Consider the following 24,048-nt stretch of genomic DNA (forward strand, 5'->3'; position numbering starts at 1 on the left):
CCCGTCGGACGCAAGCGGCGGACATACCCAAAGGCCCCTGCCGCGTCAACTGTGAGGGGCTGCACTCGCTGAAGAAAGCGCAGCGCCCTTCCGGGTGCGTCGGACGGGCGCAGGAACGATCCCCCGCCGCAGGCTTTGAATTTGCACAAGCAGAAGGAGACAATCATGCCACAGAAAGCGCGTGCCGCCATTGTCGACAAGTCCGAAGCCGAATTCCGGATTGCCGATGTCGAGATAGATGAGCCGGGTCCACATGAGGTCCGCGTCAAACTTGTCGCGACAGGTCTTTGTCATACCGACCTTGCCGTCCGGGACGGCGTGCTGCCGGCAAATTTTCCGGTGGTGCTGGGTCATGAGGGCGCTGGCGTGGTTGAGGCCGCCGGCGCACATGTGCACGACCTGAAGGAAGGCGACCGGGTCGTGCTGAGCTATGGCTCGTGCGGCGATTGCCGGCCCTGTATGGAAGGGGACCCGGCCTATTGCGACCATTTCACCGACCTCAACTTCCTCAACAAGCGGCTTGGTTCCGACAAGCCCGTGCTGGGTGGCGAGGTAAATGGCGCCTTCTTCCAGCAGTCGTCTTTCGCGACCTTTGCCATCGCCCATGAGCGCAATGTCGTGAAAGTGCCCGATGAGGCGCCGCTGAAACTGCTCGGCCCGCTGGGCTGCGGTATCCAGACCGGCGCGGGCGCTGTTCTGAATACGCTGGCGCCGCGTGCGGGCACCTCCATCGCGGTCAGCGGTGTCGGCAGTGTCGGGCTTTCAGCGGTGATGGCGGCGAAACTTGCAGGCTGTCATCCGATCATCGCCATCGACATGCAGGAGGAGCGCCTGAAGCTCGCCAGTGAGCTTGGTGCGACCCATACGATAAATGCCGGCGATGGCGAGGTGCCTGAGATGGTGCGCAAGATTGCGCCGGAAGGTGTCGATGCCGTGATCGAGTGTTCGGGCGCCAAGCCGGCCGCGCGGGCTGGCTGGGCCGCGCTTGCCAATCGCGGCTCGCTTCTGGTCGTCGGCGCACCGCCCGGCGGCACCGACTATGATTTCGATGCCAATGAGCACATTCTGAGCGGTCGGAAGATTGTCGGCTGTGTCGAAGGCGACAGCGTCGTGAAAGTCTTCATCCCGCGCCTTATCCAGCATTATCTCGACGGGAATTTCCCGTTCGACCGGCTGGTGAGCGAATATCCCTTCGAGGATATCAACAAGGCCGTCCATGACATGGAAGAGGGCAAGGCGATCAAGCCGGTCCTCATCATGGATAAGGATGCCTGATACAATAAGGGCGCACCTGGCCGATCCGGGTGCGCCCTTGTCTTTATCGTCAGGTCTGCCGTCTACCTGTTCTTGAAGTGCGGCTCGCGCTTTTCGACGAAAGCTTCCATGCCTTCCTTCTGGTCTTCGGTCGCGAAGAGGGAGTGGAAGAGGCGGCGCTCGAACATGACACCCTGGCTGAGCGTCGTTTCATAGGCGGCGTTGACCATTTCCTTGGTCATCATGGCCGTCGCGCGCGGCATGGACGCAATCTTGCGGGCCACTGACTTTGCCTCGTCAACGAGGTCATCGGTCGGCACGATGCGGGAGACGAGGCCGCAGCGCTCAGCTTCTTCAGCGTCCATCATGCGGCCGGTGAGGCACATTTCCATGGCCTTGGACTTGCCTGCAAAGCGCGTCAGGCGCTGGGTGCCGCCTGCGCCCGGAGAGACACCGATGGTAATTTCCGGCTGGCCGAATTTTGCATTCTCTGCCGCCAGGATGAAGTCGCACATCATGGCAAGCTCGCAGCCGCCGCCGAGGGCATAGCCGGACACCGCCGCGATGACGGGCTTGCGCATCTTGGAGGCGCGTTCCCAGTTGCGGGTGATGAAGTCCGCATAATAGGCGTCGAGATAGGATTGCTCGCGCATTTCCTTGATATCGGCGCCCGCGGCAAAGGCCTTCTTGGAGCCGGTGATGACAATGCAGCCCACGGAGGCATCATTGTCGAACCTGTCGAGGGCTTCGGTCAGCTCGTCCATCAGTGCATTGTTGAAGGCGTTGAGCGCGTCTGGGCGGTTCAGCGTGATGATCGCAACCGCATCATCGACTTCGGTCAATAGCGTTTCATAGGCCATGAGGTGATCTGGTTCCTGTCCTTGCTTGCCTTTCGCGGCCGGAGCCGCAAGTTGGGAGCCATAGGCGAAGACGACACCGGCGTCGATAGGGAGTGACCACGATGATGAATATGACTCTGAAGAGAACGGCAGGTGCGGGCGCGCTGCTCCTTGCGGTGACGGCCAATTGGGCACCGGCAGCGCTGGCGCAGGCCGTGAGTGCTGAAGACAGTGCGGCGGGCAATGTGCCGGCACCCTTCGAGTACAGCGACCCGGCCGAAGGTGATCGGATGCCGTCAGGCCGCGACATTGGCACGCGGTCTTCCGTCGTTGCGCCACATGCGGCTGCGGCGACAGCGCATCCGCTGGCGACCCGCGTGGCGCTCAATGTGATGGAAGATGGCGGCAATGCCGTCGACGCGGCGATTGCGGCAAATGCCATGCTGGGCCTTGTCGAGCCGACGGCGAACGGCATTGGCGGGGACCTGTTCGCCATCGTCTGGGACCCGGAGACGAGCACGCTCTACGGCTATAATGGCTCAGGCCGCTCTGCCATGGGCGCGACGCTAGAGGACATGCAGGCGGCTGCGGATGAATATATGGAGGGCGAGGAAATCCCGCCCTATGGCGCCGCGCCGGTCACTGTGCCGGGCACAGTGGATGGCTGGTTCGCGCTGCATGACAAGTTTGGCACGACCGGCATGGATGAGCTTCTGGCGCCGGCCGTGACCTATGCGCGCGAGGGCGCGCCGATCCCTGAAGTCATTGCCTATTACTGGAACCGCAGCGCCGCGAATTTCCCGCAATATGCGGCAAGCGGCATGATCGAGGAATTCGAAAACGCCAAGGAAACCTATTTCTCGCCGCCGCCGCGCGAAGGTACGCTGTTCAAGAATCCGGACCTTGCCGATACGCTTGAGACGATTGGCGCTGAAGGGCGCTCTGCCTTCTATGAGGGTGAGATTGCCCGCACCATGGGCGATTATTTCGAACGGATCGGCGGCTATCTTCGCTATGAGGATTTCGCCGCCCATGAAGGCGAATGGGTCGAACCGGTCTGCGCCGACTATAGAGAGACGCGGGTCTGCGAACTGCCGCCGAACACGCAAGGGATCGCTGCGCTGCAGATGCTACAGATGCTGGAAGGGTTCGACCTTCGCGGCATGGGGCATGGCTCGCCGGATTCCATCGCCGCTCAGGTCGAGGCCAAGCGGCTCGCCTTTGCCGACCGGGCCAAGGGCTATGCCGACCCGGCCTTCAGTGGCATCGACCCGGAAGTCTTCATCCGTGAAGGCTATAATGAAGAACGTGCCAAGCTGATCGACGTCAACAAACCGATGACGCAGGTCGAGGCAGGCATGGATTTCGCCTCCCTCGCCGCCGATGAGACGCTGGAAGAGGGCGATACAACCTATCTCACCGTCGCAGACCAGAACGGCATGATGGTATCGCTGATCCAGTCGAACTATCGCGGCATGGGCTCTGGCCTCGTCGCCGATGGTCTTGGTTTCATGTTCCAGGACCGCGGCCAGCTCTTCAGCCTCGACCCGGACCACCCCAATGTCTTCGAACCGGGCAAGCGGCCCTTCCACACGATCATTCCGGCCTTCGCCTACAAGCAGGTTGATGGCGACTATCAGCCCTGGATGAGCTTTGGCCTGATGGGCGGCGGGATGCAGCCGCAGGGCCATACGCAGATCATCCTCAACCTGATCGACTTTGACATGGGCCTGCAGGAGGCCGGCGATGCGGCCCGCTGGGAGCATACCGGCGGCTGCGAGCCGACCGACGACTATTCAGGCGACCCGTGCATCAACGATATGGGCGTCGTTCATCTGGAAAGCGGGATCCCGCCGGAAACGCGCGCCGAGCTTGAGCGCCGTGGCTATACGGTCGAGTGCTGTGAGGCCAATGGCGGCGGCTATCAAGCGATCATGAAGGACTTTGAGTCCGGCGCATGGATCGCGGCGACCGAGATGCGCAAGGATGGTGTCGCGGGCGGGTTCTAGCCTGTCTCAGACGAGCGATTTGCGCATGTGTATGATGGTGTTGGGCAGGCCGTTGGCGCCTGTCCGCACTTCACGGTGGAAAGCGGTGTAGCCGCGCACCTTGTAGAGAGGTTCACCTGGCACAGTGGAGCCGAGCTCTATCGTCCTGAAGCCAGCCTCACGCGCAGCATTCTCCCCAAGCTCCAGAAGAAGCGTGCCGAGCCCTTTTCGGATCCATTCGGGATGGGTGTACATGGCCCGGATGCGTGCGGCGTGGATCGCCGGGTCTGCAAGGCTGTCATCGCGCCCCGACGTGGTGTCGCCGCCAAAAAGTGTGCGGCGTTTCCCCCACCCCCCGCAGGCCACCATGACTGTGGTGCCGCCTGCCTCTGTCTCGATCACGAAATAGGTCTGGTCATTGATCAGCGTCTTGTCGACGCCCATCGACTCCCGCGCGGCGGCGATTTCATCATCGCTCAGAAACTCACGCATATTGTGTTCGATGGAAGCCGCCATGAGGTCCATGATGGCTGGAATATCGTCGAGCGTTGCAATCCGGTGTGTGAAGCGGTCCGTCAATCGAAGCTCCTCTTGCAGTGTCCTGGGCAGGGTAGATGGGCGGGGCGGCGGCGGTCTTATGCCAGGGGCCAGAAGAACGGAATGACCAGCATGGCCACAGCGAAGAATAGAAGGTTCAGCGGCAGGCCGATGCGGACGAAGTCGCTGAACTTGTAGCCGCCGGCGGTGTAGACCAGCGTATTGGTCTGATAGCCAATGGGCGTGGCAAAGCTGGCGCTGGCTGCGAACATGACCGCGACGACGAAGGCGCGCGGGTCCACGCCGAGGGTCTGGGCGAGGCCGATGGCGATGGGCGTCATCAGGATGGCGGTGGCATTGTTGGAGATGACCTCTGTCATGGTGGAGGTCAGCAGATAGACAACAGCCAGCGCGGCCAGCGGGCCGAAGACGCCGACAGGGGCGGCGATGGAATTGACGAGCAGGGCGGCGGCGCCTGAATTTTCCAGCGCCATGCCGAGGGTCAGCATGCCGAAGATGAGCATGAGAATATCCCACTGGATCGCCTTATAGGCCTCCTGATGATCAAGGCAGCCAAGCGCGATGACGAGGGCTGCCGCGCTCAGCGCGAGGCCGGCAATGGGCATGACGCCAAGGGCGGCCAGCACCATCACGGCGAGGACGGCCCCGATGGCAATCGGCGCCTTGTCCCGGCGCAGCGGGCGTTCCGAGGTCTCTGTCAGATTGCTCAGCATGATGTCGTCGAACATCTGGCGCAGGCCTGCCGGCGGGCCTTCGACAAGGACGGTATCGCCGATATTGAACCGGATGCCCCGGCCTTCGAGGCTGATATTTTCCCCGCGCCGGTGAATGGCGAGCGCATAGACGCCGTAAAGACGCACAAGACCTGCTCCGACAATCGGCCGGCCGACAAGGCGCGATTCCGGGCCGACCACGCCTTCCATGAGAACCGTCTCGCTGGTCTGGACCGGTTCGATGGCATGGCGCTGGCTTTCCGAGCCCGATCCGATGGCGACATTGCCTGCCTCGCGCAGGCTGAGCATTTCAGAGACGGGTGAGCGGATGACCAGGCGGTCGCCGGCTTCGAGGACGAGGGAGGACAGCTCATCGCGGCGCGAGCGGTTGGCGCGCATGACGTCGATGACGGTGAAGCCCTTTTCGGCGGTAAAACCCGTTTCCCTGATCGTCTTGCCGACAAGGATGGAATCGACCGGGACGAGCACCTGCGCAATGAAGCGCCGGTTCTTCGTCGTCGGCAGGAGGTCCGCCAGCGTGTCGCGATGCGGCAGCAGCCAGCGGCCGGAGAGCGCGAGATAGGCCGTGCCGGCAATCGCCATGAGGAGGCCCGCGCCGGTGATCTCGAAAATGCCGAAGTGCTCAAGGCCCGCATCATGGGCCACGCCATCGACGAGGAGGTTGGTCGATGTGCCGATCAGCGTCGTCATGCCGCCAAAGATCGAGGCGAAGGAGAGCGGGATGAGAAGGCGGGAGGCTGATGTGCCTATGGTCTGGGCAAGGCGGATCGCCACCGGGATCAGGATGACCACGATGGGGGTGTTGTTCATGAAAGCCGACAGCGTCACCACAATCGACATGAGCGCCAGGATCGCGACGGAAGGGGTCCAGTTCTTCGCAATGCGGATGACCTGATTACCGGCCGCAGCGATCACACCGGTCCGCTCCAGCGCGGCGGAGAGGACGAACATGGCGGCGATGGTGATCGGCGCGGCGTTGGAAAACACGCTGAGCGCTTCGGGTACCGACAGGATGCCCGTGAGCAGCAGGGCCGACATGGCGAGAAGCGCGACCACGTCAGCGGGGATCTTCTCGCGCAGGAAGCTGACGAAAACGGCAATCAGCAGCGCGAAGACGAGCGTGATCTGGAGTTCCTGCGGCAGGGTCAAGTCGGGCATGAAAGGGAAACCGGTGTCATTTCGCTCTATCGATAGATGACGACAGGTTCGGTCAACGCAATGGTCATTTTAGAAATGCTCGACGCTTGAGGCATGCGAATCTGCGCGGCGAGCAGATGGCTTGCCCTAGCGCTCGGATTTCAGCCTGTAGAGAAGCTCAAGGGCCTCGCGCGGGGTGAGGTCGTCCGGGCTGACGGCGTCGAGAAGTTTGAGAGCTGGGTGATCCTCTGCCGACTCGAAGGGGTCGGGCTCTTCTGCGACGGACGCAAAGAGCGGCAGGGCCTCGACGGCGCCGGGCTTTGTCTCGAGCTTCTTGAGCACCTGTTCGGCGCGGCGCACCGCCCGTTTTGGCAGACCGGCAAGCCGCGCGACCTGAACGCCATAGGACCGGTCGGCTGCGCCGGGCGCGACGTCGTGCAGGAAGACAAGCTCATCCTTCCACTCCTTGGCGCGCAGCGAGAAGTTGGCTGCGCAGGCCAGTTCATCGGCCAGGCCTGTCAGCTCATGATAATGGGTGGCGAAGAGCGCGCGGCACTTGTTGATATTGTGCAGGTGTTCGACAGCCGACCAGGCGATGGCAAGGCCGTCATAGGTGGAGGTGCCGCGGCCCACCTCATCGAGAATGACGAAGCTGTTCTCCGTCGCCTGATTCAGGATGGCTGCGGTCTCGACCATTTCGACCATGAAGGTGGAGCGCCCGCGCGAAAGATCGTCAGAGGCACCGACCCGGGAGAAGATACGGTCTGAAAGGCCGAGGGTCAGTGATTTTGCCGGGACGAACAGGCCGGCCTGCGCGAGGATGACAGCCAGACAGGCCTGCCGCAGATAGGTCGACTTGCCGGCCATGTTGGGACCGGTGACGAGCGCAAGGCGGGGGCCGGTCTCGCCCGCCGCGTCGAGTGTCAGGTCGTTGGCGGTAAAGCCTTCGCCTTCAGCCTTCAGCGCGGCCTCGACGACGGGGTGGCGAAGCCCTGATGCCTGGAAAACGGGCGTGGCTGCGATCTCGGGCCGGACGGCATCATTGCGGTCGGCCCATTCGGCGGCGGCCGTTGCCACATCGATGCTGGCCAGCGCGTGGGCGGCCGCGGAAATGGCGTCATTGACCGCCTCCACGCGCAGGCAAAGCTCCTGGTAGAGCTCCATCTCGCGGGTCTGTGAGGCTTCCTCGGCGCGGGATATGCGGCCGGCAAGGTCTGACAGTTCGGCTGTGGAAAAACGGATGTTGGAGGCGAGGGTCTGGCGGTGGATGAAGGTTTCCGCGTGCGGCGGCTTCAGCAGCGCATCGCCGTGGCGGGCGGGGACGTCGATGAAATAGCCGAGCACATTGTTGAACTTGATCTTCAGCGCGCTGATGCCCGTCTCGTCGCAATAGCGGGCCTGAAGCTCCGCGATGATCTGGCGGCTGTCGCGGCGCAGCGAGCGGGACTCGTCCAGCGTCTGGTCCCAGCCATCGGCGATGAAGCCGCCATCGCGGGCAAGGGTCGGCAGGCTTTCGGCGAGGGCATCGGCAAGGTCGCTGGCGAGCGCTGCCAGCGCTTCGTTCCTGGCCGGGTCGAGGGCCTGGACGGCTTCTGCCACGTCTTCGGGCAAGCCGGTCTGCAGGCTGGAGAGGGCCTCTGCGAGTGCGCCGCCTTCACGAACGGCGTTTGCAATGGCCTGAAGGTCGCGTGGGCCGCCCCGCTCGAGCCGGATCCGGGTCCGGGCGCGCTCCAGATCGGGCACGGCTTTCAGGCAGGCGCGGATATCGGCGCGAAGGTCTGTTTCCGACAGGAAGAAGGAGACCGCGTCATAGCGCCGCTCAATGATGTCGCGGTCGCATTCTGGCCGGGAGAGACGGTCTGCGAAGAGACGTGCGCCGGGGGCGGTCAGCGTGCAGTCGACTGTGGCGAGCAGCGTGCCTTTTCGCCCGCCCTGTATGGCCTGGTCGATTTCGAGACTGGCGCGGGTGGCCGGGTCGATGGAGAGCGTGCTTGTCCTTGCGCGGCGACGGGGCGGGTCGAGGCGAATATCGGCGCCCGCCTGTGTGAGGCTGAGATAGTCCAGAAGGACGCCGCAGGCGGCAAGTTCTGCCTTGCTGAAACTGCCGAAACCATCGAGGGCAGCGAGGCCATAGGCGGACTTCAGCGCCGCTTCCCCGGATGAAGGACTGGCAGCCCCGTTCGGCCGGCGGGTGACCGGGATCTGCAGTGCAGACATGACCTGCGCGACGAGCGGGCGGGCGTCATCCTCATCCGTGACAAGGAGCTCGCTGATCGGCAGGCTGGCCAGTTCCTCGCCCAGCGTATCTGGCGAGACCTCCCGGATTTCGAAAGCGCCGGTGGACACGTCGCAGGCCGCGATCGCAGCATCCGCCCCGCCCGTCGTCAGCGCAATGGCGGCAAGCGTCTGTCCCCGGCGCGCCGAGAGGATCGTGTCCTCAGTAATTGTGCCGGGCGTGACAACGCGCACGACTTCGCGGTTCACAATGGCCTTGGAGCCGCGTTTCTTCGCTTCGGCCGGGCTCTCTGTCTGCTCACAGACGGCGACGCGTTCGCCGGATTTGATGAGCCGGGCGAGATAGGCTTCGGACGCGTGATAGGGCACGCCCGCCATGGGAATGGGCTTGCCCTCATGTTCGCCGCGCGCGGTCAGCGTGATGTCGAGGATCTCTGCGGCGCGGACGGCATCCTCAAAGAACAACTCGTAGAAGTCACCCATGCGGAAGAAAAGCAGGGCATCGGCGTGCCTCGACTTTATGTCGAGATATTGCGCCATGAAGGGGGTCGGCGCCTTGCTTTCTGGCGGGGGGCGGGTCGCTGTGTCGGGCATGGGGGTAAGCTTAACGGATTCGCAGGGCGTGTGCGCAACCGAAATAACCAGCGTTCGCCGGGTTGTCGCCCCATCCGCAGCGGCTTAGAGACGGTCGTCAGAAACATTATCAGTATCAGTGCAAATCCGAAGGCCAGCCGCCATGACGTCCAAGCGTCCGACATTCACCGACAAGGAAGCGCTCGACTTCCACAGCCAGCCCCAGCCCGGCAAGCTGTCGGTCACCCCGACGAAGCCTATGGCCACCCAGCGCGATCTGTCGCTTGCCTATAGTCCAGGCGTGGCCGTGCCGGTGAAGGCGATCGCGGAAAACGAAGACCTGGCCTATGAGTATACGTCCAAGGGCAACATGGTCGCCGTGATCTCCAACGGGACGGCGATCCTGGGTCTTGGGGATCTTGGCGCGATGGCGTCGAAGCCCGTGATGGAAGGCAAGTCCGTCCTGTTCAAGCGCTTCGCCGATGTGGATTCGGTCGATGTCGAGGTGTTCACCAAGGACACCGAGGAAATCATCAGCACCGTCAAGCATATCGGTGAGACCTGGGGCGGCATCAATCTGGAAGATATTGCCAGCCCGGAATGCTTCATCATCGAGAGCCGGCTGCGCGAGGAGCTGGATATCCCGGTCTTCCACGATGACCAGCATGGCACCGCCATCATTGCTGCGGCCGGTCTGATCAATGCGTGTCATATCACCGGCCGCAAGCTGGAAGATGTAAAGATTGCCGTTTCCGGCGCCGGTGCTGCAGGTCTCTCCTGTGCGGGGCTGATCCGGCATCTCGGCGTGAAGCCGGAAAACATCCTGATGTGCGACTCCAGCGGAGTCGTCTATGAGGGCCGCACCGAGAAGATGGACCAGTTCAAGTCCGCTTTTGCGGTGAAGACCGAAAAGCGCACCCTGACCGAAGCCATGGAAGGCGCTGATGTCCTGCTGGGGCTCTCCATCGCGGGTGCGGTGACGCAGGACATGATCAAGGGGATGGCGAAGGACCCGATCATCTTCGCCATGGCGAACCCGGACCCGGAAATCACGCCGGAAGAGATCAAGCAGGTGCGCGACGATGCGATCATCGCCACGGGCCGCTCCGACTATCCCAACCAGGTCAATAACGTTCTCGGCTTCCCGTATATCTTCCGCGGCGCGCTCGATGTGCGCGCCCGGTCGATCAATGAGGAAATGAAGGTTGCCGCCGCGCAGGCGCTTGCAGAGCTCGCGCGCGAGGATGTGCCGGACGAAGTGGCCGCCGCCTATCATGGCTCGCGCCCGCAATTTGGCCGCGACTATATCATTCCGACCCCGTTCGATCCGCGTCTCATCAGCTTTGTGCCGCCTTTCGTGGCGCAGGCTGCGATGGATACGGGTGTTGCGCGTAAGGAAATCCCGGACATGGACGAGTATCGCCGCTCGCTGGCGCGCCGTCTGGATCCGACGGCGTCCTTCGTGCAGAGCGTGCAGGCGGCCGTGCGTGAGAAGAAAGCGCGGATCGTGTTTGCGGAGGGCGAGGAGCCGAGCGTCGTTCGCGCCGCCTACTCGTTCAAGAACCAGGGCCTTGGCGAGCCGGTGCTTATCGGCCGCGAAGAGCAGGTGACCCGGTCCATGCAGCAGATGGGCGTGCCGGAAGGCTCGCTTGAGATCATCAATGCGCGCCTGTCGGACCGCAATCCGGAATATACCGACTATCTCTATGACCGTCTCAAGCGGCAGGGCTTCCTGCGCCGCGATGCGCAGCGTCTGGTCAATCAGGACCGGAACGTCTTCGGGTCCTGCATGCTGAAATTCGGCGATGCCGATGGCATGATTACGGGTGTCACGCGCAACTATGATGTCGCGCTCAAGGATGTGCAGACCGTTCTGGACCCGATTCCGGGCAGGCAGGTCATCGGCATGTCCATGGTGATCAATCGCGGCAAGACGATCTTCATCGCCGACACCTCCATCACGGAACTGCCGGTGGCAGAGGATCTTGTCGGGATCGCGCGGGAATCGGCAAGCTCGGTCAAGGCGCTTGGCTTTACGCCGCGCGTGGCGTTCGTCTCCTACTCGACCTTCGGCAACCCGATGGGCGAGCGCGCGGAGAAAGTCCGCGAGGCCGTCGCCATGCTGGATGCGCGCGACGATGTCGACTTCGAATATGAAGGCGACATGTCCGTGGATGTCGCAATGAATCCGGGCCACAAGCTGGTCTATCCGTTCTCGCGCCTCACCGATTCTGCGAACGTGCTCGTGATGCCGGCGATCCATTCAGCCGCTATCGCGACCAAGCTGCTGACCTCAATGAGCCGGGCAACGGTGATCGGGCCGATCCTGCTGGGCTTCGAGAAGCCGGTTCAGATCGCCTCGCTGGGCGCCACGGTGAACGATATCGTGAACCTTGCGACCTTCGCCGCCTTCGACATCGACAAGCTGGGCCACATCAAGCCGGCAGAATAAGCCGGCCGGTCCGGCCCAGATTTCAATCCTGCGATCCGCTGTCGATTGCGCCCGGTAGGCTTGCCGGGCGCTGCGCCTGCCTGATCCACTCGATCACGCACAGACCGACGGCGATCATGCCCAGCCAGAAGGTCACGATGAAGACGGTGTAATAGCCATCGGACTCGATCATCGCGCCCAGCCAGGGACGGCCAAGCGTGCCGATCAGCATGCTGAGCGAGGCCAGAAGCGCATACTGAACCGCGGCAAAGCGGGGATTCACCACCGACGTCAGGAAGGCCACGATGGCCACGCTGGCAAAGCCGCCGGCGAGGTTTTCTGCTGCGATCGCCATCATGAGCCGTGCCATGCGCTGGCCCTGATCTGGCGCGACCGGGTCAGGATTGATCGTGGCGGCCCAGCCGGCAAACTCCCGCAGGGGGGCGCCGAGATGGGTAAACTGCAGGAAGGCGTCCATGGCCGCGCCGCCAGCCGACAGGTCTGCGAAAAGAAGATTGGTCGCGGCGGCCAGGAAGGCGCCGAGGAGCAGGACAGGCATGCGGCCGACGAAGGTGATGACCGCTGCGCCAAGCGCCGCGCCGGCAATCGTCATGATCACGCCGAAGAATTTTGACGCGATGGCGACGTCATCCAGGGAGTGGTGCAGTGCGCCGAACCGGTCGTCGAGATAGAACGGATAGGCGAATGCGCCCCAGACGGAGTCGGTGAAACGGTAGGTCAGCGCCAGAAGAAGGACCAGAAGGGCGCCCCATTTCAGCCGTCCGATCAACTCCAGCAGCGGATCAAAGATCGCGCGGAAGAGGGAGGCCATGATTTTTTCAAAACGGCCCGTTCCGGGCTCGGCCACTTCGATCCTGGCAGGCACCGCCTTGTGGTGGCGAAGCAGGTAAACCGACAGGAGCGCCGGAAGCAGCACGGTGAGGCCGATGATGATCGGCCCCTGATTGCGCACGAAGGCGGCTGGGCTGGGCGGCTCTGCGGCCGTGAAAGTGCGCACCATGAAAATGGTGATCATCAGACCCGCGCCGATCCAGGAGAGGGCGACGAGGCCGGCGAACCGGTCGCGGACGAGGCGCGGCAGGCTGGCGAGAAATGTGACCCGTTCGGCCTCGCTCTCCTCTGAGGCTTCGGGTTCGGGGGCGATAAGCGAGCCGGTAACGGCAAGAAAGAGCATCGCCGCAATGATGAGATAGACCGCAACCCAGCCGATACGCGCAGCCAGAAGCAGGGCGATAAAGCCGGTCACGAAGATGGAGGCGCGATAGCCGAACTGATAAAGCGCCGACATCAGATCCTTGTCTTCCTCAGACCTGGCAACCTCGATCCGCCAGGCATCGAGCACGATGTCATGCGTGGCGGACATCAGCGCGATCAGAAGCGCGATGATGGCGACATAGCCGATATTGCTGATCGGATCGGAGATAGCGAGGATAGCGAGCAGCGCAGCCATCGGGACCTGAAACAGGATCAGCCATGAGCGGCGCGGCCCGAAGGGCATGAGGGGCGGTGATTTCGGAGTCTGGAAGGCCGGGGCCCAGAGGTATTTGAAGGAATAGCCAAGGGTAATGATCGACAGAACACCAATGGTGGACGGGTTGACCCCGCCCTGTGTCAGCCAGGCATTGAGCGTGCCGAGGACCGCGCCATAGGGCAGACCGGCGGCCAGCGACAGGAGCAGCATGGCGAGCATGCGCCGGTCTTTCAGCGCGCGGAAGGCACGCGACCAGCGTGGACCGGACGGGGCGGCGGCTGTGTCGTCTGCAGCGTGGCTCATGCGGCGCCCTGCTGGCGCGCGGTCCAGTCGGTGGCGAGGCGGCGCAGCGCCTCTGCGTCGAGCGGCTTTGCGGCAACGCCGTTGGCGCCGGCCTTGCGGGCGCGGCGTTCGATTTCGGGATCGATTTCGGCAGAGATGGCAATGATAGGCATTGTCTGACCGGCCTTTCTGAGGGCTTTCATCGCTTCATAACCGTCCATGATCGGCATGCGCAAATCCATTAGTATCAGGCCGGGCGTCACGGTTTCTGCAAGGTCGATCGCTTCGCGGCCAGTCGAGGCCACAGTGACGGAGAAACCGGCAGATTCCAAGGCGCGTCTTGCAATGAGGGCGTTCACGGGATTGTCGTCGGCGATGAGGACGCGGCCCTCGGCGGCCGGACGGTCTTCTTCCTCGCGTGAGGCGACACCATGCGAGGCGAGCAGGGCGCGCTCGACAAGGGAGGAATTGCGCAAGGGGCGCACAAGCCAGCCAGCGACACCCAGCTCATGGAAATGGCTGAGCTGTCCACGATCTGCCGGGCGGACGACGATGAGGACGGGGGCGATCTTTGTGAGGGCCTTCACCTGCCGTTCGGAGAGTTCCGCGGCGGCCATGATGAGGTCGGGCCTGGCTGCCCTGGCCTGGGCGGCGGTTTCGATGAGCTGGATCTGCGCGCCCTGATCCTTGAGGGCGCCCCAGGCCGACAGGGCGGTCGAGGTGGGCAGGCCGGCAAAGGCGATGGTCTGGCCGGTGAGCTGGCCGCCTAGTCTTTCATCAAGCGCCTCGACCATTTCAACAGGCAGCTCCGCGCTGAAACAGGCGCCGTGACCGGGCTCGCTGGCCAGGGTGATGCGCCCGCCCATTGCTTCGCTGAGACGTTTGACGATGGCGAGGCCCAGACCCACGCCGCCATCCTTGCGCGCGTCATCTGCGGAGGTCTGACGGAAGGCGTCGAACAGCTTTGCCTGGTCCTTCGGCGCAATGCCGGGGCCTGTGTCGCGCACGGTGAGGTGGAGCGCGCCGTCCTTGAAATCCATATCGACAAGTACGCCGCCTGTTTCGGTGAATTTCAGCGCATTGCCGATCAGGTTGAACAGGATCTGGCGGAGCTTGCCGGCGTCTGCCTTGAGCTGGGCGGGGACGCCCGTCCGGCAGAGCACGCCGAGGTCAAGACCGGCGGCGTGTGCGCGCGGGGAGAGAAGTTCGGTCACCTCACGGGCAAGATCGCGTACATCGAAGACTTCCAGCTCGAGCTCGGACGAGCCCGTATCGAGGCGGGCATAATCGAGAACATTGTTGAGCAGATCGAGCAGGCGCGCCCCCGAGGCGCGGATCGCTTCGGCATATTCCTTCTGGGCCGGATCCAGATCCGTTTCGAGGAGCAGGGACACCGTGCCGAGAATACCGTTCAGAGGCGTGCGGATCTCATGACTGGTCGTCGCAAGAAAAGCCTGTTCGGGCGAGAGTCTGTGGGTCATGGCGCGAGGTATACCCTCAAAAATTGAGGAAACGCTTAAACACCGCGCCGGACGGGCGGTGTCTTCACCATGTGCCGCGCATCAGGTCAGTGTGCGAGTTTCGGCTCCAGCGCGCCCTGTTCGTCCGCGACGCGGCGGCGGTAGCTGAGGGCTTCGGCGACGTGGACGCGCCTGACTCCGCCGGCGCCGTCGAGGTCTGCGATGGTGCGGGCGACCTTGAGGACGCGGTGATAGGCGCGGGCCGACAGGGCCAGCTTGGCGGCGGCGTCGGAAAGCAGGGCGCTCGCCGCCTCATCCGGAGAGGCAATATCAACGAGGCGGCGGGCCGAGGCGTCGGCATTGATGGCGCGGCGGCCTTCGTCAGGGTGGTGGTCCTGATAGCGTTCGGTCTGGATGTTGCGCGCCGCCGCAACGCGTCTGGCGGCTTCGGCCGTGCCTTCGGTTGGAGCGGGCAGGGCAAGGTCCATGGCTGTGACTGGCGGTGTGTCGTAGAAGAGGTCTATACGGTCGAAGAATGGCCCGGAGATGCGCGACTGATACTGGCGCGCGCAAGACGGGCCCCTCCGGCAGGCCCCGTCGCCGGGGCCCCCGCCGCAGCGGCAGGGGTTCATGGCCGCAATCAGCTGGAACCGGGCCGGGTATCGGACATGGCGGTTGGCGCGGGAGATAACGACGGCGCCATCCTCCAGCGGCTGGCGCAGGCTGTCGAGAACCTGCGCGGGAAATTCCGGTATTATGGCGCAAACTCACCAAATATGGTGACTATCGAAAAGCGCCCATAAGCGCGAGAAATCCGACAAAGAAAAGCACGACCCATATCAGGTCACGCCATTTGAATTGTGGCGTGTAGTCGGGTTCGTCGTTCCAGCTCATCTATAAACCTCGTCATTAGCTCAAACATTCGATCTATAGCGGTAAACGCTTTCCCGGCGGCGGCAAGCTCTGGCCCCGGCTGGCTTCCGTCCACGCGCTGCATCCCTATTTCGTATGCGATTGAGAATATTCTATTCATCTCGTCGCTTGGGTTTTCCCACTCTGCCACGCGCGACAAGATTAAGACAGACACCAGGTTTTCGAGCGCGCTGATGCGCGCGTCCAGTGCGTCGTTTGATTTCATGAAAACAGCTCCCCTCAGTTAAGGGGGCTACACCTGAGATGATTTGGTTGAGCCGCTTAACTAAAGCGGGAACTGAGACGCATGGATACTGCTCTGTCTCAGTTCGAACTAGCGATTCGAATCTCCCGCCGGACTCAGAATCGCCGCTTTGTCAATACGTCTGCCCGTGCTAGCCTGTGAGCCTTCAGGGAAGTGATTCGGAATGGGCCAGCATATTCAGTTCGACAGAGAGAAGTTCAAAGACGCCATCTGGACGGTTGCCTCTCTGTGCCCGCCAGAGGAGCTTGGGAACGTCAAGCTGCACAAGATCCTGTATTTTGCGGACATGCTCACCTTCTTGGACGAAGGTAGGCCGCTTACTGGTGTTGAGTATCTAAAGCAAAAGTTTGGGCCGACAGCTCGCTACCTAACGGCCGCGGTCGCTGAGTTGTCCGCTGAGGGTTTGCTCAGTGTTGAGGAAACGGACTATCACGGCTTCTTAAAGAAAACCTATGTGCCACATGGAGCCCCGCGCAGGACTCGGCTTTCAGATGCGGAAATCAACCTTTTGCGCGAAGTGTCAGAGTACGTCCGAGGCAAGAGCGCCAAGGAAATCAGCGAGATAAGTCACAACGCGGCATGGGAAGCTGCCGAGCTGGGCGAAGTAATTCCCTACACCACTTCTTTGAAATTAGCGCCGGTTGAGGTTAAAGACTCTGATCGCCAGTGGGCGAAGGAGACTGCCTTAGTCTATGCGAATCAGGCCTGGCCCTCGTAATCCATATCGGATCGTACACTCCGAGTTTTTTGAGGCTGCTTGGTTCCAAAAAATTGAGCTGCAATGCCCGCATGCACATGAAGTTCTGGACCAATTAGAATGGTCCCTTGAGCGCAATCCATCTGCCGAAGGCGAGCATTGCGACGCCTTCGAGGATCGAGACATACGGCTAACAGTTACACCAAAAACGCGCCGTCTTCCGTCACTTCGTTTTCTTTTTGAAATCGGAGAGCGCGAAGTAGCAATTTGGCACGTTTCTGAAGCCGATTAGCGGCGTTGCAGTTAAAAAGCGTCCGCACCAATCGCATCCATGCACTGCAATAGAAACGCTGCCGAGAAGCTGCCCCGGCTGACCTTATTCTCAAGCCCCCGCGCCGTTATCTCTATGCCCATGCCGTTGAGCTTTTCCGCAAGCGAGGCGTAGTCGTTATCCGTCTTTGCCAGATACTCCCGAAGCAGCGCCTTGGCCTTATCTTCATACTCGACATTTATGGGGAGGGACTTCCTGGCCTCCGGTTTCGGCGGCGGGGAACTCTTGCGTTTTGCGGTCGCGACGGCCATTAGTGGCTCCAATCATAAATCACCTGATTTGGTGAAAATAGCACTTGACCGGGCTTAGGTGAAGGGGCATATTCAGCTCACCAAAAATGGTGATTACAAATTATGGCTCAACACTTCCTTCTCTCCCCCGCTGCTAAGACGCTCTCGCTCGCGAAAGTTCTGCGCATGTCAGACGACCAGGCTTCGCAATCGTTTGCTAAGCTCCGCTGGCCGGACACAGATGGTGAGCCTGTCTGCCCTGAGTGCGGCTGCCTTGAGCACTATAACCTCAAGAGCCGTCCGGTCTGGAAGTGCAAAGGCTGCGGCAAGCAATTCTCGATCACATCTGGCACCATCTTTCATAGCCGCAAGCTGAGCCTCCGCGACATTCTCGGCGCAATCGCCATCTTCGTGAACGGCGCGAAGGGTTACAGCGCTCTCCAGCTTTCCCGTGACCTCTGCTGTGATTACAAGGCCGCTTTCGTGCTGCTTCACAAGCTCCGCGAAGCCATAGGCCTCGCACGCGACGAAGGCGCGCTCTCCGGCAACGTGGAAGTCGATGGCGCATACTTCGGCGGCTATGTGAAGCCTGCCAACCGCCGCGAAGATCGCAAGGACCGCCGCCGCAAAATTCACCAGTCAGGCAAGCGCCAGGTCGTTATCGCCATGCGCGAAACCAAAGGCCGCACGCTCACAGGTGTTGTCTCGAATGAAGCGGAAGGCGTGGCCCTGACCCGCGCCAACGTACAAGCCGGCGCAATCGTCCACGCTGACGAAGCCGCTCACTGGGACAAGCTGGCTGCTCACTTCCCGATAAAGCGGATCAATCACCAGAAGGCTTACTCTCAGGACGGCGCGAATACCAACGCCGCTGAGAGCTTCTTTAGCCGCATCCGCCGCGCCGAAATCGGCACGCACCACCACGTCGCAGGTAAGTACCTCGCTGCCTACGCAACCGAAATGGCGTGGCGTGAAGATGCTCGCCGCACGGCCAATGGCTCGCAGTTCGCCATGATAGTTAGCGCAGCGGCCATCGCTCCGAAGTCTGCCGCTTGGTGCGGGTATTGGCAGCGCAAACCCGCCTAGGTTTGCGGTTTGTTCGAGATTCACACAGATTCACACAGATTCACAATCCTTGGGCTTGTGCGCTTGGCTTGGAGTATGTAAATGTATGGCCAAGATGGAGAATCGGCCATGTCCAAGGATTTCGTACAGCACCTCCAAGCCGAAATTTCGGCACTTGAGGCAGAGCTTGCAGAGCATCCCGCTTTTAAAAAGCTGGAGGCCTTGAAGCATTCGCTTGCGCTATATCACGGTGAGCAGGCACCTTCGCGTGTGGTGATGCCGGGTATGCCGGGAAGTCAGCCCGCTACTCAACCGCCTGTCAGGCAAAGGTCACGGTCCTCACGATCCGCGATAAAAGAGCGGATCCTTAAGCATGTGGACGGCTTCTTTGGCGATCACGACGGACCTTATACCACTGGCCAAATTTTCGATTCTGTAGAACGTGCCGGCCTTGAAGTGCCCGGCACTAACCCGCGCAATAATCTCAGCGCAATGTTGAGCAATTCAGATGATTTCGTATCCACACCCGATGGCTGGGTGAGGGCGTTAAGCTTTTCCGATAGCAATAATGAAGATGATGCTGTCGGCCAAGTCGCCGAAGCCCCGGACGTTGCACCGTCCGGGGCTTCTAATTGTGAGGAAAATTCCTCACGTCTTCAAAGCCTGCTCGGCTAATGCGAAACGGAGGTGATATCAGTGCTGCTTAACAGCATCATAATACGATAATCCGTCCTAGGCAGGGGAAACCCTGCCTAGGATTTTCTTTATCGTGAATCAGCATGAAGATCAAGAGTCTAACGGACAAGCACAGCTTGTTTGGACGACAGCGCTTGTCCGCTAGCTCCGATACAAAGGAAATCCTTTTATGGCATACAGCCGCAAGGAAATCACGCCAGAAATTGCAAGCGTGATCAAGTTGGCCCGCTCCAAGGGCTACAAGTATGCGCCCATCGCGTCATACTATTGTATCAATCAGGGCGGCATTGCTGACGTGATGAAGGGACGCATCGGCCCTAACATTCCGCCAGCGAAGCAGCTCCCGCCGGACTTCCCGGTAATTCAGTAGACTGGGGAGGGGTGACCACACGGTCACCCCTCTTTCACTTTCCAGAGTTTGTAAGGCCCGTTCGCGTCGTGGTCCGCGGTCCAGCCTTGATCTTCAATCAAGCCTTGGTTCACGCATGCCTTTATGCACGCGCCGATGCGCTTCCTTATCGCGTTCATGGTCGCCTCATCAGCCGATAGGCCGCGATCTGCGACCCATAGCTCTGTAATCTGGCGTGAGGTCATAGGCTCCGACGCCTCGCGAAGCGTGGACAGGACGAAGCGTTTCACGCTGCCTTTCTCGGCCCTGTGCTTCGTGACGTATTCCTTTATCGCGTAGGTGTCCGCGTTCGGATCGAACAAGCGGATAGCCGCGTCCAGGTGGTCTATGTCCACAGTGAGCTTCTTGATCTCCGCTTTGTATTTCTCGCGGAGGGCTTGAAGCTCTTTGTGTTTTGCGACGAGGCCGGAGACGGTGTTGGGACGGTCGTATGAAATCTCATGGGTCATAATCACCGTATATGGTGAAATCTCAATGAAAACAAGTCACCATCTTTGGTGAGTTTGCGCCATAATACCGGGAAATTCCGGTATTATGGCGCAAAGTCCGCAAATGTGATGTGTAGACAATCATAAACGGTGATGTTACTCATCGCCCACTATGACAAACGAAATCACATACGACCGCCCCAACACCGTGTCCGGCCTCGTCGCCAAACACAAAGAGCTTCAAGCCCTCCGCGAGAAATACAAAGCGGAGATCAAGAAGCTCACCGTGGACATAGACCACTTGGACGCGGCTATCCGTCTGTTCGATCCGAACGCGGACACCTACGCGATAAAGGAATACGTCACGAAGCACCGCGCGGAGAAAGGCAGCGTGAAGCGCTTCGTTCTGAACACGCTTCGCGAGGCGTCGGAGCCTATGACCTCACGCCAGATCACAGAGCTATGGGTAGCAGATCGCGGCCTATCAGCTGACGAAGCCACGCTTACGACAATAAGGAAGCGTATCGGCGCGTGCATAAAGACATGCGTGAACCAAGGGCTAATCGAGGATCAGGGTTGGACGACGCAGCACGACGCGAACGGCCCTTATAAGCTGTGGCGAGTTGCAAAATAGTCAGCTTGAATCTTTTTAACGCGTAACGTAAAAATAATTCTCAGCCTGTTGACGAGCGACCGCTCAAACGTCCAAGAGCGGACGCTCGTAACACATTTCCTTGAGTCTGTCAACCCAATATTGACGGAAACCGCGTAGCCTATCAGATGTTGATACAGGCAAAGCATCCAAGGAAGGAGAGTGTTATGGCCGCAGCAAAAACCGCACCGCGCACCCCTACCGGATCAGCGCGCGTGAAGCCAAAGCATTTTAAAGTTCTTGTGAAGAACTGTGAGACCCCGCAGAAGGCGAAGCCGGAACTTAAGGCTTACCTCCAGCGAGGCAAGAAGCTTCTAAAGACCGGCTAACGCAGGTTTGGTAGATCTCGTAATAGGCGCACTCACCGACGCGCATGATCGGGAAGAGTTCTGTTGCGATAATGAGTTCATCGATAATTGGTGCCGCAAAACCTGCCATAAGGAGCACGCTGCTTACAAGGCGAGGGTTTTTGCGGGCACTGACAATGGGCACTCAAAAGTCTTAGGTCTGTATAGTCTGACCATACGGTCATTGCAGCCAAAGGTAATCAAGAACATCGGATATGGCCGCCGGGATATTCCGGCGGTCTATTTTGCGACGCTTGGCGTTACAAATGAAGCCAAGGGGAAGGGCGTTGGCTCTGCATTGATGTACGACGCCTTCAAACGGACGCTCGAAATCTCGGAGCACGTTGGAGTTTATTGCCTGTGGCTGACTGCGGTAGATGCAGAAACGTGCAAATTCTACGAAAAGCTCGGATTTGAGTACATCGATCCAGACACAAAAGACAATCTGGATATGTACATCCCCCGTGCCGCCATCGCCGACGCTGTGGCTTAGCGCTTCTGCCAGTACCCGCACCAAGCGTCCGACTTCGGCGCGACGGCCGCTGCGCTCACTATCATAGCGAACTGTGAACCGTTGGCGGTACGGCGGGCATCTTCGCGCCAAGCCATTTCGGTTGCGTAGGCAGCGAGGTACTTGCCTGCAACGTGATGGTGAGTGCCGATTTCGGCGCGGCGGATGCGGCTAAAGAAGCTCTCAGCGGCGTTGGTGTTCGCGCCGTCCTGAGAGTACGCCTTCTGGTGATTGATACGCTTTATCGGGAAGTGAGCAGCCAGCTTATCCCAGTGAGCGGCTTCGTCAGCGTGGACGGTTGCGCCAGCTTGGACGTTGGCGCGGGTCAGGGCCACACCTTCCGCTTCATTCGAGACAACGCCCGTGAGCGTGCGGCCCTTGGTTTCGCGCATGGCGATCACAACTTGGCGCTTGCCGGACTGGTGAACCTTGCGGCGGCGGTCTTTCCGATCTTCGCGGCGGTTGGCAGGCTTCACATAGCCACCAAAGTACGCGCCATCGACTTCCACGTTACCGGAGAGCGCGCCTTCATCGCGTGCAGCGCCTATCGCTTCGCGCATCTTGTGACAGAGAACGAAGGCGGCTTTGTAGGTGATGCACAGATCACGGGAAAGCTGGAGGGCGCTGTAGCCTTTCGCGCCATTCGTGAAGATGGCGATTGCGCCCAGTATGTCGCGAACGCTCAGTTTGCGGCTATGGAAGATCGTGCCGCTGGTCATGCTAAATTGGTACTTGCAGCCTTTGCACTGCCAGTAGTCAGGGCGCTTAAGATCGGAATGATCGAGGCAGCCACACTTGGGGCAAACAGGCTCACCGTCCGTTGAAGCCCATCGCAGCGCGCGGAAGGATGACTTTGCATCTTCGTCTGACATGCGAAGCACTTTGGCGAGTGAAAGCGTCTTGGCGGCGGGCGAGAGAAGAAAGTGTTGAGCCATTTACATCATATCCGGTGAGGTTCATCACCGTAATTAGATGTATACATCACCGCCGTCAAGGGTGTATATCATCGTATATGATGCTTTTTGGAGATTCCCTATGTCAGACGTAGACGCCATGTATCAGACGCGCGCCAAGAATATACTGAAAGCAGAGCTTAAGCGGCGAGGGCTGACCTATCGCGAGCTTGCGGAGCGGTTGACCAATCTCGGCAGCCCGGAGTCAGAGCGGAACCTGACCAACAAGATAAGCCGGGGCAGCTTCACCACGGCATTCTTCATAATGTGCATGGACGCCATCGGGGCGAAGGACGTGCAGCTGGCTTAGCCTGCCCGCAACTGGACCTGCTGCACAAACGCTCGTCCCAGTTGGTTCTCAGTGATTTTGTAGGCGGCAGTACTTTGAAGCGAGACGATGTAGGCGTGATGAACGCTTAACACCAAGTCTTGAAGCTCTTGGTCTTTCTCCAGCTCAAAAATATTGAGCCCTATCTGCGTGGCCCGCTCCATGCCGATGTGGCGGCTATGTGATTTGTTTTGAGCGGTATCGCTTAAGGCCTTTACAATGCTTTTGGCCTTGGCGGTCTTGTTGCGCTTCCCCATCAGCATGTTGGATGCCAGCCATTCCAGAACCATCTCTTCTGACCATTTGGTCGCCTTTTCGCACTCGGTAAGCCAGGTTGGATTGATTTTCTGAAGGATGGGCTGCCAGACCAAAATGCGTGACTGATCTTTCTTGATTTCCTCAGCGGCTTTTTCAAATTCTTCCAGTATTCCATGAGCTGGCATGCCGCCCATTTGGGGGTCGATGGGACCGATACTCGAATGTTTACCCATGATGATTTCGTTGCAGGAACAGGCAATCATCGTTCCCGCAGACATGGCGATTTGGGGAATGATGGCGCGAATGTCACGCCCGAACATTGCTCTCAGATACTCAACCAGCGACTCGGTGGCGGCCATGTTGCCGCCCGGCGTATGAAGAATGAGATCTAGACCCTTGCTGCGATCCATCTCATGAATAGTCGCCATGAAGCTATTCTTGTCAGCATCATTAATGCCAAGATCGACAGCATTGCCAGTCTGTTGTTGAAGCGCGGGCTTTTGAAGCCAGCCCGAATAATACGCAATGACATTGCGTCCGGTTTTTTCGTGAAGCGCCTTCAAGTATCGTCGTCTGACTATATCAAAGGTGCTCTCTTTAGTCGCCTCGCCTGCTATCTGGCTCCACTCTGGCATTCTGATCCCCCCAAGGATTTCGTGTGTCTCCGGTCAAATACGTATCAACCACAACACGAGTAGGGGTGTCACCTGAATTACCAAGCATCCTCAAAAACCGAAGGGTTTCACTCTCTTCGGCTTGTTTCCCCGCTAAGGCCTCAATCAATTCATTCATAGCCAACTTCCCTGAAAGCCACACAGGATGTAGCACGATTTTCACAAATGAGAATCGGGTGGATGCGATTAATTTAGCGCATATCTACCAAAACGATGTGCTTCACATCACATTTGCGGACTTTGCGCCATAATGCCGGGAAATTCAGGAAGTTCGTCGAGGAAAAGCACGCCATGATGGGCGAGTGATAC

23 protein-coding genes are annotated in these 24,048 nt (G+C 60.2%); 11 read left to right on the forward strand and 12 right to left on the reverse strand.

Translation table 11 applies throughout. From position 1 onward, the window contains the following. Window positions 1–165 precede the first annotated feature (165 nt). On the forward strand, window positions 166–1,275 hold the full coding sequence (locus ABNU55_RS13805) for an NAD(P)-dependent alcohol dehydrogenase (protein ID WP_348764469.1): 1,110 nt from the start codon (window positions 166–168) through the stop codon (window positions 1,273–1,275). A gap of 62 nt (window positions 1,276–1,337) precedes the next feature. On the opposite strand, the gene ABNU55_RS13810 is transcribed toward ABNU55_RS13805, so the two are convergent. Next, window positions 1,338–2,114 carry an enoyl-CoA hydratase gene (locus ABNU55_RS13810; protein WP_290752127.1) on the reverse strand — a complete coding sequence of 259 codons (777 nt, stop codon included), beginning with the start codon at window positions 2,112–2,114 and terminating at the stop codon, window positions 1,338–1,340. Window positions 2,115–2,215: 101 nt separating this feature from the next. On the opposite strand from ABNU55_RS13810, the gene ABNU55_RS13815 reads away from it, so the two are divergent. Then, complete coding sequence (locus ABNU55_RS13815; protein WP_290752130.1) at window positions 2,216–4,102, forward strand: gamma-glutamyltransferase family protein; 1,887 nt, start codon at window positions 2,216–2,218, stop codon at window positions 4,100–4,102. A gap of 6 nt (window positions 4,103–4,108) precedes the next feature. Here the strand turns inward: ABNU55_RS13815 and ABNU55_RS13820 are convergent, their stop codons facing one another. From ABNU55_RS13820 to mutS, 3 genes are all read right to left on the reverse strand, one after another. Further along, entirely contained in the window at window positions 4,109–4,660 is a 552-nt protein-coding gene (locus tag ABNU55_RS13820; RefSeq protein WP_290752131.1) for a GNAT family N-acetyltransferase, read from the reverse strand. Window positions 4,661–4,716: 56 nt separating this feature from the next. Next, entirely contained in the window at window positions 4,717–6,531 is a 1,815-nt protein-coding gene (locus ABNU55_RS13825; RefSeq protein WP_290760411.1) for an SLC13 family permease, read from the reverse strand. A 126-nt stretch (window positions 6,532–6,657) separates the two neighbouring features. After that, window positions 6,658–9,339, reverse strand: coding sequence for a DNA mismatch repair protein MutS (gene mutS, locus ABNU55_RS13830; protein WP_290752135.1), 2,682 nt, complete (start codon window positions 9,337–9,339; stop codon window positions 6,658–6,660). A gap of 142 nt (window positions 9,340–9,481) precedes the next feature. On the opposite strand from mutS, the gene ABNU55_RS13835 reads away from it, so the two are divergent. Then, window positions 9,482–11,770, forward strand: coding sequence for an NADP-dependent malic enzyme (locus ABNU55_RS13835; RefSeq protein ID WP_290752137.1), 2,289 nt, complete (start codon window positions 9,482–9,484; stop codon window positions 11,768–11,770). Window positions 11,771–11,792: 22 nt separating this feature from the next. Here ABNU55_RS13835 and ABNU55_RS13840 read toward each other — a convergent pair whose 3' ends face one another. The 4 genes from ABNU55_RS13840 to ABNU55_RS13855 form a co-directional block, all read right to left on the reverse strand. Next, the gene (locus ABNU55_RS13840) at window positions 11,793–13,544 is read right to left on the reverse strand and encodes a hypothetical protein (RefSeq protein ID WP_290752139.1); all 1,752 of its coding nucleotides are present in this window, start codon (window positions 13,542–13,544) and stop codon (window positions 11,793–11,795) included. Next, the gene (locus ABNU55_RS13845; protein WP_290752141.1) at window positions 13,541–15,004 is read right to left on the reverse strand and encodes an ATP-binding protein; all 1,464 of its coding nucleotides are present in this window, start codon (window positions 15,002–15,004) and stop codon (window positions 13,541–13,543) included. Before ABNU55_RS13845 ends, ABNU55_RS13840 begins: the two co-directional genes overlap by 4 nt. Window positions 15,005–15,090: 86 nt before the next feature. Beyond that, window positions 15,091–15,741, reverse strand: a complete 651-nt coding sequence (locus ABNU55_RS13850) for an ATP-binding protein (RefSeq protein WP_348764483.1) — start codon at window positions 15,739–15,741, stop codon at window positions 15,091–15,093. A gap of 86 nt (window positions 15,742–15,827) precedes the next feature. Next, window positions 15,828–16,121, reverse strand: coding sequence for a hypothetical protein (locus tag ABNU55_RS13855; protein ID WP_348764470.1), 294 nt, complete (start codon window positions 16,119–16,121; stop codon window positions 15,828–15,830). Between the two features lie 202 nt (window positions 16,122–16,323). Between ABNU55_RS13855 and ABNU55_RS13860 the strand changes: the two genes are divergently transcribed. Next, the gene (locus tag ABNU55_RS13860) at window positions 16,324–16,878 is read left to right on the forward strand and encodes a Panacea domain-containing protein (RefSeq protein ID WP_348764471.1); all 555 of its coding nucleotides are present in this window, start codon (window positions 16,324–16,326) and stop codon (window positions 16,876–16,878) included. A 282-nt stretch (window positions 16,879–17,160) separates the two neighbouring features. On the opposite strand, the gene ABNU55_RS13865 is transcribed toward ABNU55_RS13860, so the two are convergent. Then, a complete protein-coding gene (locus ABNU55_RS13865; RefSeq protein ID WP_348764472.1) occupies window positions 17,161–17,439 on the reverse strand; it encodes a DUF6471 domain-containing protein in 279 nt (92 codons plus the stop codon). Window positions 17,440–17,541: 102 nt separating this feature from the next. Between ABNU55_RS13865 and ABNU55_RS13870 the strand changes: the two genes are divergently transcribed. From ABNU55_RS13870 to ABNU55_RS13880, 3 genes are all read left to right on the forward strand, one after another. After that, complete coding sequence (locus tag ABNU55_RS13870; protein WP_348764473.1) at window positions 17,542–18,504, forward strand: IS1595 family transposase; 963 nt, start codon at window positions 17,542–17,544, stop codon at window positions 18,502–18,504. Between the two features lie 108 nt (window positions 18,505–18,612). Continuing rightward, the gene (locus ABNU55_RS13875) at window positions 18,613–19,158 is read left to right on the forward strand and encodes a hypothetical protein (protein ID WP_348764474.1); all 546 of its coding nucleotides are present in this window, start codon (window positions 18,613–18,615) and stop codon (window positions 19,156–19,158) included. A gap of 190 nt (window positions 19,159–19,348) precedes the next feature. Next, complete coding sequence (locus tag ABNU55_RS13880) at window positions 19,349–19,549, forward strand: hypothetical protein (protein ID WP_348764475.1); 201 nt, start codon at window positions 19,349–19,351, stop codon at window positions 19,547–19,549. A 23-nt stretch (window positions 19,550–19,572) separates the two neighbouring features. On the opposite strand, the gene ABNU55_RS13885 is transcribed toward ABNU55_RS13880, so the two are convergent. Further along, window positions 19,573–20,037, reverse strand: coding sequence for a hypothetical protein (locus tag ABNU55_RS13885; RefSeq protein WP_348764476.1), 465 nt, complete (start codon window positions 20,035–20,037; stop codon window positions 19,573–19,575). Between the two features lie 151 nt (window positions 20,038–20,188). Between ABNU55_RS13885 and ABNU55_RS13890 the strand changes: the two genes are divergently transcribed. From ABNU55_RS13890 to ABNU55_RS13900, 3 genes are all read left to right on the forward strand, one after another. Next, a complete protein-coding gene (locus ABNU55_RS13890; protein ID WP_348764477.1) occupies window positions 20,189–20,650 on the forward strand; it encodes a hypothetical protein in 462 nt (153 codons plus the stop codon). 185 nt (window positions 20,651–20,835) lie between these two features. Continuing rightward, window positions 20,836–20,997, forward strand: a complete 162-nt coding sequence (locus ABNU55_RS13895) for a hypothetical protein (protein WP_348764478.1) — start codon at window positions 20,836–20,838, stop codon at window positions 20,995–20,997. A gap of 7 nt (window positions 20,998–21,004) precedes the next feature. Further along, window positions 21,005–21,508, forward strand: coding sequence for a GNAT family N-acetyltransferase (locus tag ABNU55_RS13900; protein WP_348764479.1), 504 nt, complete (start codon window positions 21,005–21,007; stop codon window positions 21,506–21,508). On the opposite strand, the gene ABNU55_RS13905 is transcribed toward ABNU55_RS13900, so the two are convergent. After that, a complete protein-coding gene (locus tag ABNU55_RS13905) occupies window positions 21,505–22,461 on the reverse strand; it encodes an IS1595 family transposase (protein WP_348764480.1) in 957 nt (318 codons plus the stop codon). The genes ABNU55_RS13900 and ABNU55_RS13905 overlap by 4 nt on opposite strands. A gap of 100 nt (window positions 22,462–22,561) precedes the next feature. On the opposite strand from ABNU55_RS13905, the gene ABNU55_RS13910 reads away from it, so the two are divergent. After that, window positions 22,562–22,789: a DUF6471 domain-containing protein gene (locus ABNU55_RS13910; protein ID WP_348764481.1), complete on the forward strand. Its 228-nt coding sequence runs from the start codon at window positions 22,562–22,564 to the stop codon at window positions 22,787–22,789. On the opposite strand, the gene ABNU55_RS13915 is transcribed toward ABNU55_RS13910, so the two are convergent. Further along, entirely contained in the window at window positions 22,786–23,700 is a 915-nt protein-coding gene (locus ABNU55_RS13915) for a S49 family peptidase (protein ID WP_348764482.1), read from the reverse strand. The two genes, ABNU55_RS13910 and ABNU55_RS13915, sit on opposite strands and share 4 nt — an antisense overlap. Window positions 23,701–24,048: the final 348 nt, after the last annotated feature.

The organism is uncultured Henriciella sp. (genome assembly GCF_964005855.1).
GTDB lineage: Bacteria > Pseudomonadota > Alphaproteobacteria > Caulobacterales > Hyphomonadaceae > Henriciella.